This window comes from Lacinutrix sp. C3R15, from assembly GCF_018860825.1.
Lineage (GTDB): Bacteria > Bacteroidota > Bacteroidia > Flavobacteriales > Flavobacteriaceae > Oceanihabitans.
In genome coordinates, this window is the sequence record NZ_JAHKPZ010000012.1 from 531,243 (window position 1) to 547,683 (window position 16,441).

The 16,441-nt window shown below is 29.4% G+C and carries 20 protein-coding genes; 7 read left to right on the forward strand and 13 right to left on the reverse strand.

What is annotated here, in order from left to right:
• Positions 1-54: 54 nt before the first annotated feature.
• From KO494_RS05340 to KO494_RS05355, 4 genes are all read right to left on the reverse strand, one after another.
• On the reverse strand, positions 55-549 hold the full coding sequence (locus tag KO494_RS05340) for a hypothetical protein (protein ID WP_215966567.1): 495 nt from the start codon (positions 547-549) through the stop codon (positions 55-57).
• Between the two features lie 42 nt (positions 550-591).
• The gene (locus KO494_RS05345; RefSeq protein ID WP_215966568.1) at positions 592-822 is read right to left on the reverse strand and encodes a hypothetical protein; all 231 of its coding nucleotides are present in this window, start codon (positions 820-822) and stop codon (positions 592-594) included.
• Between the two features lie 94 nt (positions 823-916).
• Positions 917-1,393 carry an Hsp20/alpha crystallin family protein gene (locus KO494_RS05350; RefSeq protein ID WP_215966569.1) on the reverse strand — a complete coding sequence of 159 codons (477 nt, stop codon included), beginning with the start codon at positions 1,391-1,393 and terminating at the stop codon, positions 917-919.
• 300 nt (positions 1,394-1,693) lie between these two features.
• Positions 1,694-4,072, reverse strand: coding sequence for a TonB-dependent receptor (locus KO494_RS05355; protein WP_215966570.1), 2,379 nt, complete (start codon positions 4,070-4,072; stop codon positions 1,694-1,696).
• A gap of 184 nt (positions 4,073-4,256) precedes the next feature.
• Here KO494_RS05355 and KO494_RS05360 point away from each other — a divergent pair, with 184 nt between their 5' ends.
• Together KO494_RS05360 and KO494_RS05365 are read left to right on the forward strand one after the other, a co-directional pair.
• Positions 4,257-4,856 (forward strand): YdeI family protein, encoded by a 600-nt coding sequence (locus KO494_RS05360; protein WP_215966571.1) that lies wholly within the window; start codon positions 4,257-4,259, stop codon positions 4,854-4,856.
• Positions 4,857-4,895: 39 nt separating this feature from the next.
• Positions 4,896-5,408 (forward strand): M23 family metallopeptidase, encoded by a 513-nt coding sequence (locus KO494_RS05365; protein WP_252730314.1) that lies wholly within the window; start codon positions 4,896-4,898, stop codon positions 5,406-5,408.
• Positions 5,409-5,505: 97 nt separating this feature from the next.
• Here the strand turns inward: KO494_RS05365 and yajC are convergent, their stop codons facing one another.
• The 4 genes from yajC to KO494_RS05385 form a co-directional block, all read right to left on the reverse strand.
• A complete protein-coding gene (gene yajC / locus KO494_RS05370) occupies positions 5,506-5,802 on the reverse strand; it encodes a preprotein translocase subunit YajC (RefSeq protein ID WP_215966572.1) in 297 nt (98 codons plus the stop codon).
• 5 nt (positions 5,803-5,807) lie between these two features.
• Positions 5,808-6,371 (reverse strand): DUF1573 domain-containing protein, encoded by a 564-nt coding sequence (locus KO494_RS05375; RefSeq protein ID WP_215966573.1) that lies wholly within the window; start codon positions 6,369-6,371, stop codon positions 5,808-5,810.
• A gap of 59 nt (positions 6,372-6,430) precedes the next feature.
• Positions 6,431-7,375, reverse strand: a complete 945-nt coding sequence (gene nusB / locus KO494_RS05380) for a transcription antitermination factor NusB (RefSeq protein ID WP_252730316.1) — start codon at positions 7,373-7,375, stop codon at positions 6,431-6,433.
• Positions 7,376-7,448: 73 nt separating this feature from the next.
• Complete coding sequence (locus KO494_RS05385; protein WP_215966574.1) at positions 7,449-8,552, reverse strand: Glu/Leu/Phe/Val dehydrogenase; 1,104 nt, start codon at positions 8,550-8,552, stop codon at positions 7,449-7,451.
• Between the two features lie 145 nt (positions 8,553-8,697).
• On the opposite strand from KO494_RS05385, the gene KO494_RS05390 reads away from it, so the two are divergent.
• The 3 genes from KO494_RS05390 to KO494_RS16035 all read left to right on the forward strand — a co-directional run bounded on the left by KO494_RS05390 (position 8,698) and on the right by KO494_RS16035 (position 11,287).
• Positions 8,698-10,452 carry an ABC transporter ATP-binding protein gene (locus KO494_RS05390; protein ID WP_215966575.1) on the forward strand — a complete coding sequence of 585 codons (1,755 nt, stop codon included), beginning with the start codon at positions 8,698-8,700 and terminating at the stop codon, positions 10,450-10,452.
• Between the two features lie 140 nt (positions 10,453-10,592).
• Positions 10,593-10,979, forward strand: coding sequence for a PUR family DNA/RNA-binding protein (locus KO494_RS05395; protein WP_215966576.1), 387 nt, complete (start codon positions 10,593-10,595; stop codon positions 10,977-10,979).
• Between the two features lie 176 nt (positions 10,980-11,155).
• The gene (locus KO494_RS16035; RefSeq protein ID WP_256447828.1) at positions 11,156-11,287 is read left to right on the forward strand and encodes a hypothetical protein; all 132 of its coding nucleotides are present in this window, start codon (positions 11,156-11,158) and stop codon (positions 11,285-11,287) included.
• 49 nt (positions 11,288-11,336) lie between these two features.
• On the opposite strand, the gene KO494_RS05400 is transcribed toward KO494_RS16035, so the two are convergent.
• The 5 genes from KO494_RS05400 to KO494_RS05420 form a co-directional block, all read right to left on the reverse strand.
• Complete coding sequence (locus KO494_RS05400; RefSeq protein WP_215966577.1) at positions 11,337-11,654, reverse strand: type II toxin-antitoxin system RelE/ParE family toxin; 318 nt, start codon at positions 11,652-11,654, stop codon at positions 11,337-11,339.
• A complete protein-coding gene (locus KO494_RS05405) occupies positions 11,654-11,887 on the reverse strand; it encodes a hypothetical protein (protein WP_040278988.1) in 234 nt (77 codons plus the stop codon). Before KO494_RS05405 ends, KO494_RS05400 begins: the two co-directional genes overlap by 1 nt.
• Positions 11,888-12,096: 209 nt before the next feature.
• Positions 12,097-13,128, reverse strand: a complete 1,032-nt coding sequence (locus KO494_RS05410; protein WP_303427038.1) for a lysophospholipid acyltransferase family protein — start codon at positions 13,126-13,128, stop codon at positions 12,097-12,099.
• A gap of 4 nt (positions 13,129-13,132) precedes the next feature.
• On the reverse strand, positions 13,133-14,032 hold the full coding sequence (locus KO494_RS05415; protein WP_215966578.1) for a bile acid:sodium symporter family protein: 900 nt from the start codon (positions 14,030-14,032) through the stop codon (positions 13,133-13,135).
• 2 nt (positions 14,033-14,034) lie between these two features.
• The gene (locus KO494_RS05420) at positions 14,035-14,370 is read right to left on the reverse strand and encodes a tRNA-binding protein (RefSeq protein ID WP_215966579.1); all 336 of its coding nucleotides are present in this window, start codon (positions 14,368-14,370) and stop codon (positions 14,035-14,037) included.
• A gap of 268 nt (positions 14,371-14,638) precedes the next feature.
• Here KO494_RS05420 and KO494_RS05425 point away from each other — a divergent pair, with 268 nt between their 5' ends.
• Together KO494_RS05425 and KO494_RS05430 are read left to right on the forward strand one after the other, a co-directional pair.
• Complete coding sequence (locus KO494_RS05425) at positions 14,639-15,196, forward strand: thioredoxin family protein (RefSeq protein ID WP_215966580.1); 558 nt, start codon at positions 14,639-14,641, stop codon at positions 15,194-15,196.
• A gap of 5 nt (positions 15,197-15,201) precedes the next feature.
• A complete protein-coding gene (locus KO494_RS05430; RefSeq protein WP_252730320.1) occupies positions 15,202-16,329 on the forward strand; it encodes a tyrosine-type recombinase/integrase in 1,128 nt (375 codons plus the stop codon).
• Positions 16,330-16,441 lie beyond the last annotated feature (112 nt).

The window sequence follows — 16,441 nt, forward strand, 5'->3', positions numbered from 1 at the left end:
ACAACCCTGTTATGGCTTTTTTAGTTTATACTAAAGACTACTTTTAAGTATATTTTATTTTTTTTCTTCTTCTTCTGGTTTTATAAATTCTGACTGGTATTTTTCTAAAAATTGCTTTTGTCTTGCAATCATTTGTTGTGTTATTCTATCCATATCCATAAAATCTTTACCAAAATCACTTCCAAAAAAATCATCATTAAAAAACTGTTTACTAAAAAGAGAATCGTTAGTAAAAACATCTTCAAACCCTTGGTTTTTAAAGCCTGAAAAACTACTAAAGAATCTAGATTTAAAAGATTGTACTAAACTATCTCTATCTGCAGCTTTTAAATGGTCATACTTGTTATTAGAAGACCAAGAATAAATGCTATCATATCTAACTAAGTTTCCGTTTTCATCAAATTCTTTATCTACTTTCCAAGAACCTTGAGGTTTTTGTGCTATGTTATTTTTTTGATCTTTGGTATTTGTGTTTTGTTTTTCCTTTACTTGCCCATTACAACTAATGCTTAACATGGCTACAATGCACAATACAATATACTTTTTCATTTTTTAAAATTTTAAGTTATACATTATAAAGTTTACCTGACCTTATGTTTTAAAAAGCCCTCCTGTTTTGATGCATTTTATTAATTTATTTTGGTGAAATACTTCTACATTTCTTTTTCCATTAGTATACCAAACACATTGCAAATAGCAATTATTAGTAACCAGATCTAAAAGCGCATCTTTTTTTGAAATGTACTTAAGTACTTCCATTTTTGGAGCAGCATGTTTTCCTTTTAATTTCACCCAATCTCCTGGTTTAAATTTTCTTTGCATAACATTGTTGCTTTAATGGTTAAAATAAATTATAAGTATGAGGCTGAAAAAAAATCAGCCTCATACTCTGTACTTCAATTAAAACAACAATATTTTATGAAATTTTAATGCTTCTAGGAGGTTTTTGTTTAGCCTCTTCTTTTTTAGGTAAAAGAATGCTTAAAATGCCATCATTATAACTTGCTTTTATTTGATCTTCATTTACACTTTCAGGCAAGGTAAAAGTTCTTTTAAACGAAGAGTAGCCATACTCTCTACGTGTGTAGTTTACATTTTTTTGTTCTTTTTCTTCTTTTACCTCTGTAGAAATAGATAATTCTTGATTTTCCAGGTCTATTTTAAAATCTGATTTTTTTAAACCAGGAACAGCCATTTCTACCATAAAAGCATCTGCTGTTTCTTTAATATTTACTTTTGGTAAAGTAATACCTGTATTAAAATTAGAGGTAAATACAGATGGTAAATCTCTATTAAAAATATCCTCTAACCAATTAGAAATAGTAGGGAAGTTTGCATTTGAATTTGTGTTTGCTAAACTTCCGTTTTTAGGAACATTAACTAAATTGCTCATAATTACAAAATTTTAAATTAAACATTTTTTCAAATTTGAACCCTTAGAGATTCTGTTACATTATTTTCAAAAAAAATACCAAACTAAACAAAACTTGTTATTTGTTAAAATTGTATTAAAAACTTTATTTTTTATGCCATTTTTTCAGAATTACACCTATTTAAACACTTTAAAAATGTCATTTTTTCATTTTTTAAGTATCAATAATTCTGTTATAGATAGTATCGTGTTACTGGTACAAAAAAAGAGTCTGCCTTAATAATTAAGACAGACTCTTTTAATGTAAACCAAGTGTATATATTAAAAACTATAGGTTAAAACTCCTGCAAAATTTCTAGGATCTGTTTGGTTTATATACGTTGTTCTGTATGCATTATACCCAATTTTATTAAACACATTATTTAATAATAATCTTGCATTCCAGTGCTTATTAAATCTATAACCTGCTTGTGCATTAACCTGTGTATACGCATCTACATTAAAAGGTTCTTGATTAGGTACAATACCTTCATGTGTTACAGCTCCTGAGCTCCAGTCATTAACAGGTCTTTCTCCTGTATAGTATACTCCTGCTCCTAGAGATAATCCTTCTAACTGCTTTTTAAAACTATAATTAGCATATACATTAAAAGTATGTTTTGGTGTATTTAATGGTGAAGAACCATATACGTAAGAAGTATGTTCTTTATACTGTGCATCTATATAAGAATACCCAGTTATTACTTCTAAATTATCTAAAACACGTCCGCTAAGCTCTACTTCTACTCCTTTTCTTTCGTCATTACCTCCTTTTTGGTAATATCCTGTTGCTACCCAGTTTTCGTCATAAACAGGTAAATTAATGTCTTTATTATTAATTTTAAAGAAAGTAAAATTAAAACGCAAACGACTATCTAACCAATTGGTTTTAATTCCTGCTTCTAGTTGATCATAACGTTCATTCCCTAATTCTTCACCGTTAACATCTAAACGTGTTGCTGTTCTAGGGTAAGAACTGTTTGTGTATGATGCAAAAACATTTACGTTTTCAATAGGTGTTACTATTACCCCAAATAAAGGGTTAAAAGCATCACTTTCTGTAGTTTCTGTAGCTGCTATAGTTTGCGTTTTACTATATCTAAAACCTACAAATGTTTTAAAGTACTTATTAAAAGTAATAACGTCTTGTGCAACAAAACCTAATGCTTTAGATTTTGCTCCTGCTGTACTAGCATCACCAAAAGCTAAATCACTTGGTAATGTATGTGTATTGTTTGTAAATACATCTATACTATCTACAGTAGAAACACTTTGAGAAAAGGTACTATAATCTGTGGTTCTATAATCAAACCCAACTTGAAAAGTATGTGAAATACTTCCTGTTTTTACATCATCACCAATAACATCAAATTGTAAAACACTGTTATCATCACTTCTGGTAGAAACAGCATAACCTCTAGCTCTTTGGTTATAAATAGGATCTCCTAAATCATCACTAATCACACTACCTAAACTCGCTCCTTTATCATCTAAATCTAATTTAGATTTATAATAAGCAGCTTTTAAGGTTAATTTATTGGTTAATTCTCTATTAAATCGAATAGCATACGTGCTATTGGTAGTTAATGATTTATCATTTTCAAACCCTAGAAACTGATCTTCTGGTAAATCATAAATATTATTTTCATCATTTTCACCTAAATTTACTGTACCTACATCTGGAGTTCTACTATCTTCAAAATAATCCATTTCAAAAGTAACAGTAGTTTTATCATCTACTTTCCACTCTAATGAAGGATTAATATAAAAACGATCTGAAGAAATTCCGCTTCTATAACTATCTGCTCTTTCTAAAGCACCATCAATTCTAAAAGCAAGGTTTTCCTTTTTGGTAAGCGGACCAAACACATCAAAAGTAGTTCTTGCTTGCCCGAAACTACCACCTCTTAAAGAGACATTACCTCCATAATAGTACTTAGGTGTTTTGGTTACAATATTAATAACACCTCCAGGACTTCCTAAATCTGTTGCAACACCTTGTGTAATAGACGCTGCTCCTTTTAGTACCTGAATGTTATCTACACCTTGCATGTCTGTTAAAATACCTGTTCCTCTAAAATCGGAATGTACACGAACCCCATTTTTTAAAATTGGTATTCCTCTAAATCCACGAGAAGACATACTCTCTCTTTTGTTACCATAAGTAGCAAAAGTATACACACCAGGTACATTTTTTGTTGCATCAGAAATAGATAAATTACCCTGTTGTGTAATTAGCTTATCTGAAATAATAGATATACTCTGTATTTGCTCATAAGGTTCTAGAGGTAATCTGGTTAAAGCCTCAATTTTATCTGGATGCTTAAAACGGTTTCCAAAAACCTCTACTTCATCAATACTACCATCGTTTATTAGTTGTATTTCTATAAATTGTTGGCTTTTAGTATCAATTATTATTTGTTGTTCGGTTGTTTTATAACCAATAGAAGATATTACTAAAGTATAATTACCTGGCTGTAAAGCATTCATTATAAAAACACCATTTGCATCAGCAGAAACACCAGTACTTGTATTTTTAACAAGTATAGTAGCAAAAGGAACGTCTTCGTTATTTTCATTTACAATATGGCCTTCAAGTTTTGTTTGCGCAAAGGTAAACTGCACAAGTAAAGCAAAAAGAAAAAATAATTTATGATTCATGGTTTTATTATTTGGATTGATTTTAAATAAAGGCGCAAATATAAAACCCAAAACTTAAAAATCAAACTTTATTTAGACCAATTAAAAATAAAAAACACAACCATCCGAATATGAACACGTCTTCAATAAAAATAATATTGAAGAATATTTATGTAAATTTGTTTTAAACAATACAAAACAAAGCATGGCCAAAGTAAGTTCTGTTGAAGCATATATAGAAAGTAATAAGCATTTTGCAGAAGCATTACTTATGCTTAGAGAAATAGTTACAAAAACTAATCTGGAGGAATCTATAAAATGGTCTGCTCCTACCTATAGCTTAAAAGGAAAGAACATTTTAAGTATTGCTGCTTTTAAAAACCATTTTTGCCTTTGGTTTTTTCAGGGTGTATTTTTAAAAGATGAGCATAAACTATTAATGAATGCACAGGAAAAAACGAAAGCTTTACGACAAATGCGATTTTCATCTATTGAAGAAATAGAACCTCATATTATTTTAGACTATATAAAAGAAGCCATAGAAAATCAAAAATTAGGAAAAGAAATAAAGCCTGTAAAAACCACTAAAAAAGAGGTTATTATTCCTGCTGAATTAAAAGCGGTATTTAATGCTAATACAATACTTAAAGATGCTTTTAAAGCACTTTCTCCTGCTAAACAACGTGAATATTGCGAACATATAGCAACTGCTAAAAGAGAAGCTACAAAACAATCTAGAATAACTAAAATAACCCCTTTAATTATTAAAGGTGTTGGCTTACATGATAAGTATAAAAATTGTTAATTAGTTGTAAGTTGGCTGTAATTTGAAACCGCAAGAATATTGAGAAAAAGAAAGAAAATTTCACTAGGCATATTAGTAATTCTAGTAATCGGATTTTTTATACCTCAAAATTTAAAAATGCCAGTGCAAGGAGCAACAAAATATGACTATAATTCAAAATCATTTTGGTTTTATCCTTGGGGAAAATCTGTCACACACAAAGGAGTAGATATTTTTGCTAAAAAGGGAACAGGAATTAATTCTTCGGTTTCTGGTTTCGTTTTATATGCTGGAGAAATAGGTTTTGGAGGAAAATTTGTGTTGATACTTGGACCAAAATGGAGAGTACACTATTATGCGCATATGCATGAATTAAAAACGTCTTCTTTTTCTTTTGTCAACAGAAACTCAACAATAGGTACCGTTGGAACCAGTGGAAATGCTTCAGGAAAACCACCACACTTACACTACTCTATTTTAACAATGATTCCTTACGTTTGGAAAATAGATTCTGACAAACAAGGTTGGAAAAAAATGTTTTATTTAAACCCTATTGAATATTTAAAAAAATAAAAGACAAACTTAAAATGTGTGTAAAAAATGTTTAAAAAAGAAAAAGCTTCAAAGAAAAAATCTTTGAAGCTTTTTTATATAATGAAGTATGTAAAACTTACTTCTTTGTTTCTGTTGGTGATACGTTTAAGTTTTTACTTAGTTCCATAGAAATTGCAGAACGATCAAACTTTAACTTTCCAGCCATAGTTTCAATAACACAACTGTTATCTTTTTCGTTAAGCTCTGCTATTTTACCATGCAAACCACTTTTAGTAATTACTTTATCTCCACGTTTAAGTTCGCTAGCAAACTTTTTTTCTTGTTTTGCACGTTTCATTTGTGGTGCAATCATAAAAAAGTAAACTACAGCAAACATTGCTATAAACGGTAAAAATTGTCCTATTTCTCCCATTCTAATTAATCGTGGTTATGACCTTCGTGACCTGGTTGTGTACTTGATTTTACAGGAGCTGCTGCATTTACAGAACCTGCTGGTACACCTTGAGCACTTTTATTAACTGCTGCTGCTGCATTAGGATCTGCTTTTACAAAAGCTTTAATTTTAACAGTTTCTTTACCTGTTTCTGTATTAGCTGTTACAGTAATTGTTTTAGTAATAGCGTTTTTACCAGAACCATTATATTTTACAGTAAATTTACCAGATTCTCCTGGAGCTAAAGGCTCTTTAGACCAATCTTGAGGTACTGTACAACCACATGTACTTTTAATATTTGTGATTACTAAAGGTGCTTTACCTGTATTTTTATAAGTAAATACCGTTTCTACTGGAGTTTTAGCTTCAATTTCACCAAAATCATGTTCTTTTTTATCAAAACTTAAAACAGGAAAGTTTGTTGCACTTGCATCTCTTTCTGCTGCTTCTGCAACGTTTTGGTCATCAATTTTTTTTGAGGCATCTTCTTTACATGAAGTAAAAGCGATTAAGCAAAACGCGCTTAAACCTAATAATACTTTTTTCATAATTCTATTTTTATATTCTACAAAGTTATTTTGAGATGTAAATGTAATAAAATTTACATTTACAGCAATCCTCTACCTATTTTATTTAACTTTTTTTCTGATTCATATTCTTTAACTAATTTGTCAAGAACACCATTAATAAACACACTACTCTTAGGGGTTGAGTATTCTTTTGCAATTTCTAAATACTCATTAATGGTAACTTTTACAGGAATAGAAGAAAAGTTTAACATTTCGCAAATTCCCATTTGCAATAATATATAGTCTATACTTGCAATACGTTCTGCGTCCCAGTTTTTTGTTTTCCCGTCAATTTCGGCATTTAGTTTACTTTGATTTAAAATGGTTTTACTTAATAGATCTGTAGCAAACTTTTTATCCTCTTCGTCTTTATATAGACTAGGCACAAAGTGTGTAGGTTTTATATTGGTTTTTACCTTTTTTAATAATTTTAAAATGGCTGTATTTATTATAGGTAAATCATCTAACCAGGTTAAATTTTTATCTTCAATATACTCGTAAAGCTTTTGGTTAGGCGCAATAATTTCTTTAAAAACATCTACAACAAAATCTTTGTCTTCTTTAAAGGTTGATGTTTTTGTTTGCATGTATTCTGCATACAAATCACTAGCAAGTATTTCTCTGAAAAGAATATCTACATATTCATCATCTAACTGCCAGTTTGTAATTTTATAATTTTGAATATCTTCTTGAAGTGCTTCGTTATTTTTTAATAATAAAAATACTTCGTTGTGAATTAATTTCTTATTAGGATCTTTATCTTCTTTAGTAGCAAGAAGTTTTTTTTGTGTTTTTTCTATATTGATTTCTGCTTTTTTATGTACTTCAATGAGTAAGGACATTAAGAGCAAATACAGATGGTACATACCATCAATACTGTTAAGTAAAAACTTTTGGTCTTTACTAAAATCATCACTTTCACCTCCTTTAAAAGCATAAAGGATTTGCATAACTTTAATACGAATGTGTCTTCTATTAAGCATATAAAAAAGAACTTTATTTAAAAAAGGCGAAAGTAGTTACTTTCGCCTTGATATAATAGTATTTTGTTAAGAATTATTTAGAATTTTCATTCTTTCTTGTTTCAATTCTACTTTTAGCAATATTAAGAGCTGCTTGATTAGTAGTAATCTCATTAATTTCTGCATTAGCTAAAATTTCTAATGTAGTGTTGTAGATATTTTCGGTTTTACGAACAATTTCAGTTTTATCGTAACCTTCTAATTCTGCATATACATTAATAATTCCTCCTGCATTAATTAAAAAATCTGGTGCATAAACAATTCCTTTTTCTTGAAGAATTAAACCGTGTTTAGCTTCTTCTGCTAATTGGTTATTTGCTGCTCCAGCAATAACTTTAGCTTTTAGTTTATTAATTGTTTCGTCATTAATAGTTGCTCCTAAAGCACAAGGTGCGTAAATATCTACATCTTCGCTATAAATATCGTTTCCTGCGTAAATAGTTGCTCCGTATTTTGTACTAACTTCTTGTAAGCGTTCTTGGTTAATATCTGATATAATAACCTTTGCTCCTTCTTTTGTTAAATGATCAACTAAAGATTCACCAACGTGACCAATACCTTGAACAATTACTTTTTTACCATCAAGAACATCACTTCCAAATTTATATTTAGCAGCTGCTTTCATTCCCATATACACACCATATGCTGTAATAGGTGACGGATTTCCTGCTCCTCCTTTACTTTCAGATATACCAGTTACATAAGGAGTAACCTCATGCACTAAATCCATATCAGCAGTTTCCATACCAACATCTTCTGCAGTAATATACCTACCACTTAAAGAGTGTACAAATTCACCAAACTTTTTCATTAGTTCTGGTGTTTTTTGTGTTTTAGCATCTCCTATAATTACGGCTTTTCCTCCTCCAAGGTTTAATCCTGTAATTGCAGACTTAAAAGTCATACCACGAGAAAGTCTTAATACATCGTTTAAGGCTTCCCATTCATTATTATATTGCCACATTCTAGTACCTCCAAGTGCAGGACCTAATACTGTGTTATGAATACCAATAATTGCTTTTAAACCTGTATCTTTGTCGTTGCAAAAAACAATTTGCTCATGATTATCAAAAGAAAGTTGCCCAAAAACAGGGTCTACTTTTTTAAGATCTTTTGCGTTAATAACGTCTGAAACCATTTAATTTAAATTTAAAGTTAGGGTTGTTGTTTTGATAAATTCAAAAAAACACTATGCAAAATTAAACCAATATTCACATAAACGCAATATAAATGATGTTAAATTATGAAATTGATAAAAATTAAAAATAATCCTATTTCTGTAAATGAAAGAATTACAGCACTTAAATAAGTACTTTTTAAAATACAAATTTAGTTTAATCTTTGGTATATTAATAACTATAGCATCAAAGATTTTTTTACTTTATACACCTAGACTTATTAGAAAATCTATTAATGTAGTTGATGAATATAGAAAAGGAAACATTACAGATTTACAATTAGTAAAAGCAGCACTATTAGAAAACATTTTGTATATAATTGGTGCAGCCTTAATTACGGGAATTCTTACTTTTTTTATGCGTCAAACCATTATTAATGTTTCGCGTTATATTGAATATGATTTAAAAAACGAAGTATACCAACAGTACCAAAAACTATCTCTTAATTTTTACAAAAAAAATAGAACAGGAGATTTAATGAATAGAATTAGTGAAGATGTTACTAAAGTACGTATGTATGCAGGACCAGCAATTATGTACAGTATAAATACCATTACACTTTTTATAATTGTTATTAGTTCTATGTATAGTCAAGCGCCAAAATTAACTTTATACACACTTATACCTTTACCTATTCTATCTATAATTGTATTTAAAGTAAGTAAAGAAATACACAAACGCAGTACCATAGTGCAGCAGTATTTATCTAAACTATCTACTTTTACTCAAGAATCTTTTAGTGGTATTTCTATTATAAAAGCCTATAGTATGGAGCCACAAACGTTTCATAATTTTGATGTACTTTCTACTTCTAGCAAAGAGAAACAACTAAGTTTAGTTAAGGTACAAGCTTTATTTTTTCCTACCATGATATTACTTATAGGTATAAGTAACTTACTAGTAATTTATATTGGCGGACAGCAATATATTAATGGCGAAATTAAAAGTTTAGGTACTATTGCAGAATTTATTATTTATGTAAATATGCTAACATGGCCTGTTGCAACGGTTGGTTGGGTAACCTCTATAATACAGCAAGCTGAAGCATCACAAAAACGAATAAATCACTTTTTAACCATAGTGCCAGAAATACAAAACAAAGCCAGTAAACCTTCTATAATACAAGGAAACATTAGCTTTAAAAATGTTTCTTTTACCTATGACGACACCAATATTCAAGCCTTAAAAGATGTAAGTTTTACCTTAAAATCTGGAGAAACATTAGCTATTATTGGTAAAACAGGTTCTGGAAAATCTACTATTTTAGATTTAATAGGAAGGCTTTATGACATTAAATCAGGAGAGTTATTAATTGACAATACACCAATTGACCAAGTAAACCTTAACAATTTACGAGATAGTATTGGTTATGTGCCACAAGAAGCCTTTTTGTTTAGCGACTCTATTAATAACAATATTAAATTTGGTAAAGAAAATGCTTCAGATGAAGAAGTGATACAAGCTGCAAAATATGCACAAGTACACAAAAACATTATAGGCTTTAGTAAAGGATATGAAACCGTATTAGGCGAAAGAGGAATTACACTCTCTGGCGGACAAAAGCAACGTGTATCTATAGCAAGAGCCATACTTAAAGACCCAAAAATATTATTATTTGACGATTGTCTTTCTGCTGTAGACACAGAAACCGAAGAAAAAATACTTAAAAGCTTAAACAAACTATCTAAAGGAAAAACAACTATAATTGTTAGTCATAGAATTTCATCTGCTAAAAATGCAGACAAGATACTAGTTTTAGATGACGGAAAAATAGCACAAGAAGGCACACATGAAACACTTATAGAACAAGAAGGATACTATAAAAACCTATATCTAAAGCAATTATCTAAAAAAATGTAGTCGCTTTTATACATTTAAATTTACCAACAATATAGCATAAACCAATTATTTAAAAGATTTGTTACAATTAGTTGGTTGTTATCTATTTTTTTTTGATTTTTGAAAATCTATTAATTAAACTTAATATAAAAAACAACACTATGGATACCAATGGCATGATGGAGAAAGAGGAAATTTATTCTAAAGTATTAAGAGCAGGAAGACGCACTTATTTTTTTGATGTTAGAGCAACAAAGGCAGGAGATTATTACTTAACAGTTACAGAAAGTAAAAAATTTACTAATGATGATGGGTCTTTTCATTATAAAAAACATAAAATCTATATATACAAAGAAGATTTCTCTGAATTCAATAGCATTTTAGCAGAAATGACAGATTATATTATTGCAGAAAAAGGAGACGAAGTAATTAGCGAGCGTCACCAAAAAGACTTTAAAAAAGAATATCATACAGAAAGTAAAGATACTTCTGAAGTTTCTGAACCTGCAGAAAGCAGATTTACAGATATAGATTTTGATGATATTTAAAATCTAAAAAAATATTTAAAATTTAAACCGTTACTATTAGTAGCGGTTTTTTTTGTTAAACACCCTAACTCTTCTTCTTTTCTAACCATATTTCTCAATGGAACCGTAAACCGCTCCTCGCTTGAGCTGAAGAGAGGTGGATTTATTATTAATAAATTCGGAAAGTTTGACGAAAAATGCGAAGCTATTTTAAAAACACATTAACTATTCTTTCTTTAAAAACCATTTTAGTGTATGGTTTGTTGCGTGATCAAGTTACTAAGTTAGTAAATAAAAACCGAATAGAAAGTCCGCTAGGACTTATGTAAGCAGGCTAGAACCTAGCAATAAAATATATACATTGTTGGCAACTGGCTTTTATTTCGTTCTTTTTATCTTTGGTGGATTTTGTCGAGTATCAAAAACGTCAGCAATTTTTATAAATCCATTTTCCATATCCACAGAATAAATCAGTTTGTAGTTTTTGAATATTAAATATCTATAATGAATTTCTCTTTGTTTTAGTAATTCTTCTTCTTGTCCAATTAATGGTGTTTTTATCAAATTTTTAGGTTCGTTGATAATTCCTTTTAGAAGTTTTTTAGCAGTTTGTGGACTTGCTTTCTTCTCGTAATACTCGTAAATTTCGTCAAGTTGAGTTTCTGCAAATTCGGACCAAATAATTTTAAATGTCATTATTCGTACTTGGCTAAAAGCTCTGAACTGCTTTTAAATCGATTGTTTCGAAAGTCAGATTCCGATTTGTCAATTCTTTTATTCAGTTCATCTTGAGTCATAGGTTCGAATATTCGCTCGTCTGAAGTATTTTTTTCTTTTCTCAAAATATTTTCAAGACGTGAAATTGCCTCTTCACTTTGAAGTTTTAAAAATTCTTTTACAAATTCTATTTTTCGAGCTTCTATATTCATTTTATTCAGCTTTTTATCAAAGATACAAAATTATCAATTTAATCTTCTAATTTTCTTTAATTGACGAATTTCACAGCTTGTTGCCAAAAAAGGATTAACTAAGGCAAACTCCTCTTTTTTTCCATTTTAAAAGAAAATGAAAATCCCTTCTCCTCTTTGACTAAAGAAGAGAACTGTTTAAAAAGTAAAATTATAGACTATTTAAAAACTTAAGACTTTACATAAAACAAAGCCAAAGCGGAAATTACAATACCATACAAAGCGGTAACTTGCCAGCCAAATAAGACAGAAACAATACTTACAAGAATAAAAAACCACAAAGGAAACAAGGTAATATACAGAGCAAACCTAAAGGTTGCTACAAACTCAATTTCTTTAATTTTAGGTTTTGCATAGTACTTCCAAACTAAAAAAGGAGGTAAAAAATTTGCTAGCAGCACATATTTAAGAACTATTTTTAAATAATTAGTTTTAGATTTTTCATGTTTCTGGCAAGTTTCAAAATTTGAAGAAATACAATTATTTACTGCTTCCGGATTTAAAAAATTTACTGGAACTTCTTCTAATTTAGCAATAGTTTCCGCATAATTTTCAGAAGGAATATGTGTTGTTAATTTACAAATAGCCTGATACACATCTTCCTTTAATGTATTAATTGCTTTATTTTTATTTGTGGAAAGGTATTTTTTTGCTGCTATAGGTTTTCCAAAAAAAACGGAGGTACTATCTACAAAATCATCTGCTTTATTATAATTAATTCCTACAGGAATAATTTGTAAATCTGTTTCTGGATATTTCTCTAGAGTTTCAAAAACAATTCGTGTAAACCCTTTACTTAAGGGCCTAACGCTTCTATTAATATGATGATTTCCTTCGGGAAAAATAACCACAGCTTTATTTTGGTTTAAAACCTCTGTACACGTTGAAAATATAGAATTATTATTAGTAATACTGCTCCAACCATCTCTAATTCTGTACACAGGAAGCAATTGTAAACTACGTAAAAACTTACTAATTAATGGCTTATTAAAAACCGAAGCACGTGTTAAAAAGTAACAAAACCTACCTGATTTTGTTGCTATTAACAAAGGGTCTATTAATGCGTTTTGGTGGTTTGCCAGAAATAAAACAGGTTTGTTTTTTGGTACTCGCTCTACATTATGTACTTTAAATTGTTTATAATAACAAAATAGCCCAATGCTAAGATAGGTTTTAAAAAAATGTAGCCTGAGTTGTTTCACGAAGTTATTTTTTTGATTTTGAAGACCAGTATAAAGAAAGACATAAACCAGAAATAATATGCCAAATTCCCCAAAAGGCAGCAATTAAAGCCATTCCGCCAAGTCCGTTAAAAAAAGTAAAAATAAGTAATAAACCTAAACCTGAGTTTTGAATTCCGGTTTCTATGGCTAATGTTTTTTGGTTTTTAAAAGACAAACCTAAGGCTTTAGCCACAAAAAAACCTAAAGCAAGTGCTAAAATATTATGACTAATACCAATTAGTAAAACCTTATTAATATAGAGATTAAAAATATCTATATTGTTTGCAAAAGCAATGATAACAATAGTAACAAAAACCAAAATAGAAAAAGGTTTTAATATTTTAGAAAGCTTTTTTGCTGGTTGTGGAAATTTACTTTTTAAGGTCATTCCTAATACTAACGGAATACCTAAAATGAGTATTACCAATTTTGCTAATTCTAAAAAATTAATTTCTACGTTTTGTAATAGTTGTGCTGTTGGCTGGTATAAATTTCCGTAAAGCTGAAAATTTAATGGTGTTAACACCATTGCTAAAAAAGTTGCAAAAGCTGTTAAACTAACCGAAAGCGCTGTATTTCCTTTTGCTAGATGCGTCATAAAATTAGATATATTTCCGCCAGGACAAGCAGCAACCATCATCATACCAAGAGCAATACTAGCTTGTGGTTTTATAAGCAAAACAAATAAATAAGTAACTAAAGGTAAAAGCATAAATTGCAATACAATACCAAGTACAACCAATTTAGGTGCTTTAAATAATTGTTTAAAATCATTTACTGTTACACCAAGAGAAACACCAAACATTACCACTGCAAGTGCAATATTTAAAACCCAAAGATTAGTAGTATCAAAATTAATTTTTACTGCATCTAATTCTATCATATTTAAGCAACAGTAGTTCCGTTTTTTACTTTAATTTCAGGATTTAATAAAATTACATCTTTATTATTTACTGCACCTAGAACTAAGCATTCGCTCATAAATTTCCCTATTTGTTTTTTCTTAAAGTTTAAAACTGCAACAATTTGCCTGTTTAGTAAATCTTCTTTTTTATATAAAGTTGTTATTTGTGCCGAAGATTTTTTTATTCCTAAAGTACCAAAATCTATAGTAAGTTGGTAAGCTGGATTGTGTGCTTCAGGAAAATCATGCACTTCAATAATGGTTCCTACACGAAGATCTACTTTGGTAAAATCTTCAAAAGTTATGGATTGTTTCATGTTTGTTTAGTTAGTGAGGCTTAATATATTGATTTTTTTATAACGTAATGTAATATGCCAAAGGAAATACTTTCCGCCTTATTTTTCAAATTACTATTTCTATAGTTTTTTTAAAGCATTTTTTAAGAAAAAACCATTTAAACTACGGTTTATTCTTGTAGGAGAAATCTATTATTTAAAAAGTGTTTTATATAAATTGAAACTCCCTTTTTTATGAATTTTCATTCCTTTTTACTAACTTAATGGATTATTTTAAAACAAAATTATTATGGCAAATACACCTTCTAATATGCTTCCGTTAGGTACAAAAGCACCAAATTTTGAATTGTTAGATACGGTTTCTAACCAAAAAGTAAGCCTTCAGCAGTTAAAAGGAAAAGTAGCAACTGTTGTTATGTTTATATGTAATCATTGTCCGTTTGTTATTCATATTAACCCAACACTAGTGGCAATAGCAAATCAATATAAAGCTAAAGGGGTTTCATTTATAGCAATTTCAAGTAACGATGCTAAAAACTATCCGCAAGACGCTCCAGATAAAATGACTATTCATGCAAAGGAAAACGCATATCCTTTTCCGTATTTATATGACGAAACACAAAGGATTGCAAAAGCATATGATGCAGCATGCACACCAGACTTATATGTTTTTAATGCCGATTTAAACTTAGTTTACAGAGGACAAATAGACGACTCAAGACCAGGAAATGGCATTGCTGCTTCGGGATTAGATTTAAGTCATGCTTTAGATTGTGTAATAGATAAAACCGAAAATGTAAAATTTCAAAAACCAAGTATAGGTTGTAATATTAAGTGGAAAAATTAAAAATTATGGCACAATTTGAACTATCTAAAATACAGCATAACAACCAGGAACAAGTAAAAATTGATTTTGAATATAATTTTGAAGTAAAAGAGTATGTAAAGCAATTTCCGTTAGTAAAATGGAGTAATACGCATGGTGCTTATTATATTCCGTTTAGTAAAACAAATGTAAATAATTTGTATAAACATTTAAGGGCAAGACAACATGTGGTTGATTATAGTTTGTTGCTACAAGACGTTAATAAAACAATAAATAAGCCTGATACAAATAAGGAATTAAAAGCTTTAAAAGAAGATTATTTTGAGCCTATTAAAGGTTTTGTAAAGTGGATGCATCAAAAAAGGTATAGTTTAAATACCATACAAACGTATGAGTCTATGCTTATTGTGTTTTTTAAATTTCACAATACAAAACGTATAGAAAATATTACTAATGCAGATTTAATAGATTTTAATACCAATTATATTTTAGCAAACAATTATTCTTATACGTACCAAAACCAAATGGTAAATGCCGTGAAGCTGTTTTACAAGCAAACGCATAATATACATATTGATATAGAGACTTTAGACAGACCAAAAAAGAACAAGCGTTTGCCAGAGGTTTTAAGCTTAGACGAAGTAAAAGAAATATTATTTAGTGCCACTAATTTAAAACACAAAACTTTATTGTGTTTGCTATACTCATGCGGATTACGCATTGGTGAAGCTTTAAGTTTAAAGCTTACCTCTTTAGATCTGGAGCGTAGATTACTGCATGTTAAAGCAGGAAAAGGAAAAAAGGACCGATATGTACCTTTGTCTGTAACCATGATTACCCTTTTAAGAAAGTATTATAAAAGTTATAGACCCAAGGAGTTTTTGTTTGAAGGACAGTATGGCGGAGAATATTCGGCAGTAAGTTCAAGACAAGTTTTACGCAGAATAGTAAAACGAACCAATATTAAAAAGCACGTTACGTTACATACTTTAAGACATAGTTACGCGACACATTTATTAGAAAACGGAACTGATCTTAGGTTTATACAAACTCTTTTAGGGCATAACAGCCCAAAAACCACTATGATTTACACACATGTAAGCACGATAAGTTTAGAAAAAATAAAAAATCCTTTTGATGATTTTGAAATTTAATCTACATTTAAAAAATATAAACGATGTACGAATACATTGATTTACATCTCTTTTAGTTGTAAAACGATGTGTTTTATAAGTATATAAACTAGTTACCAAAAATAGCGTAACA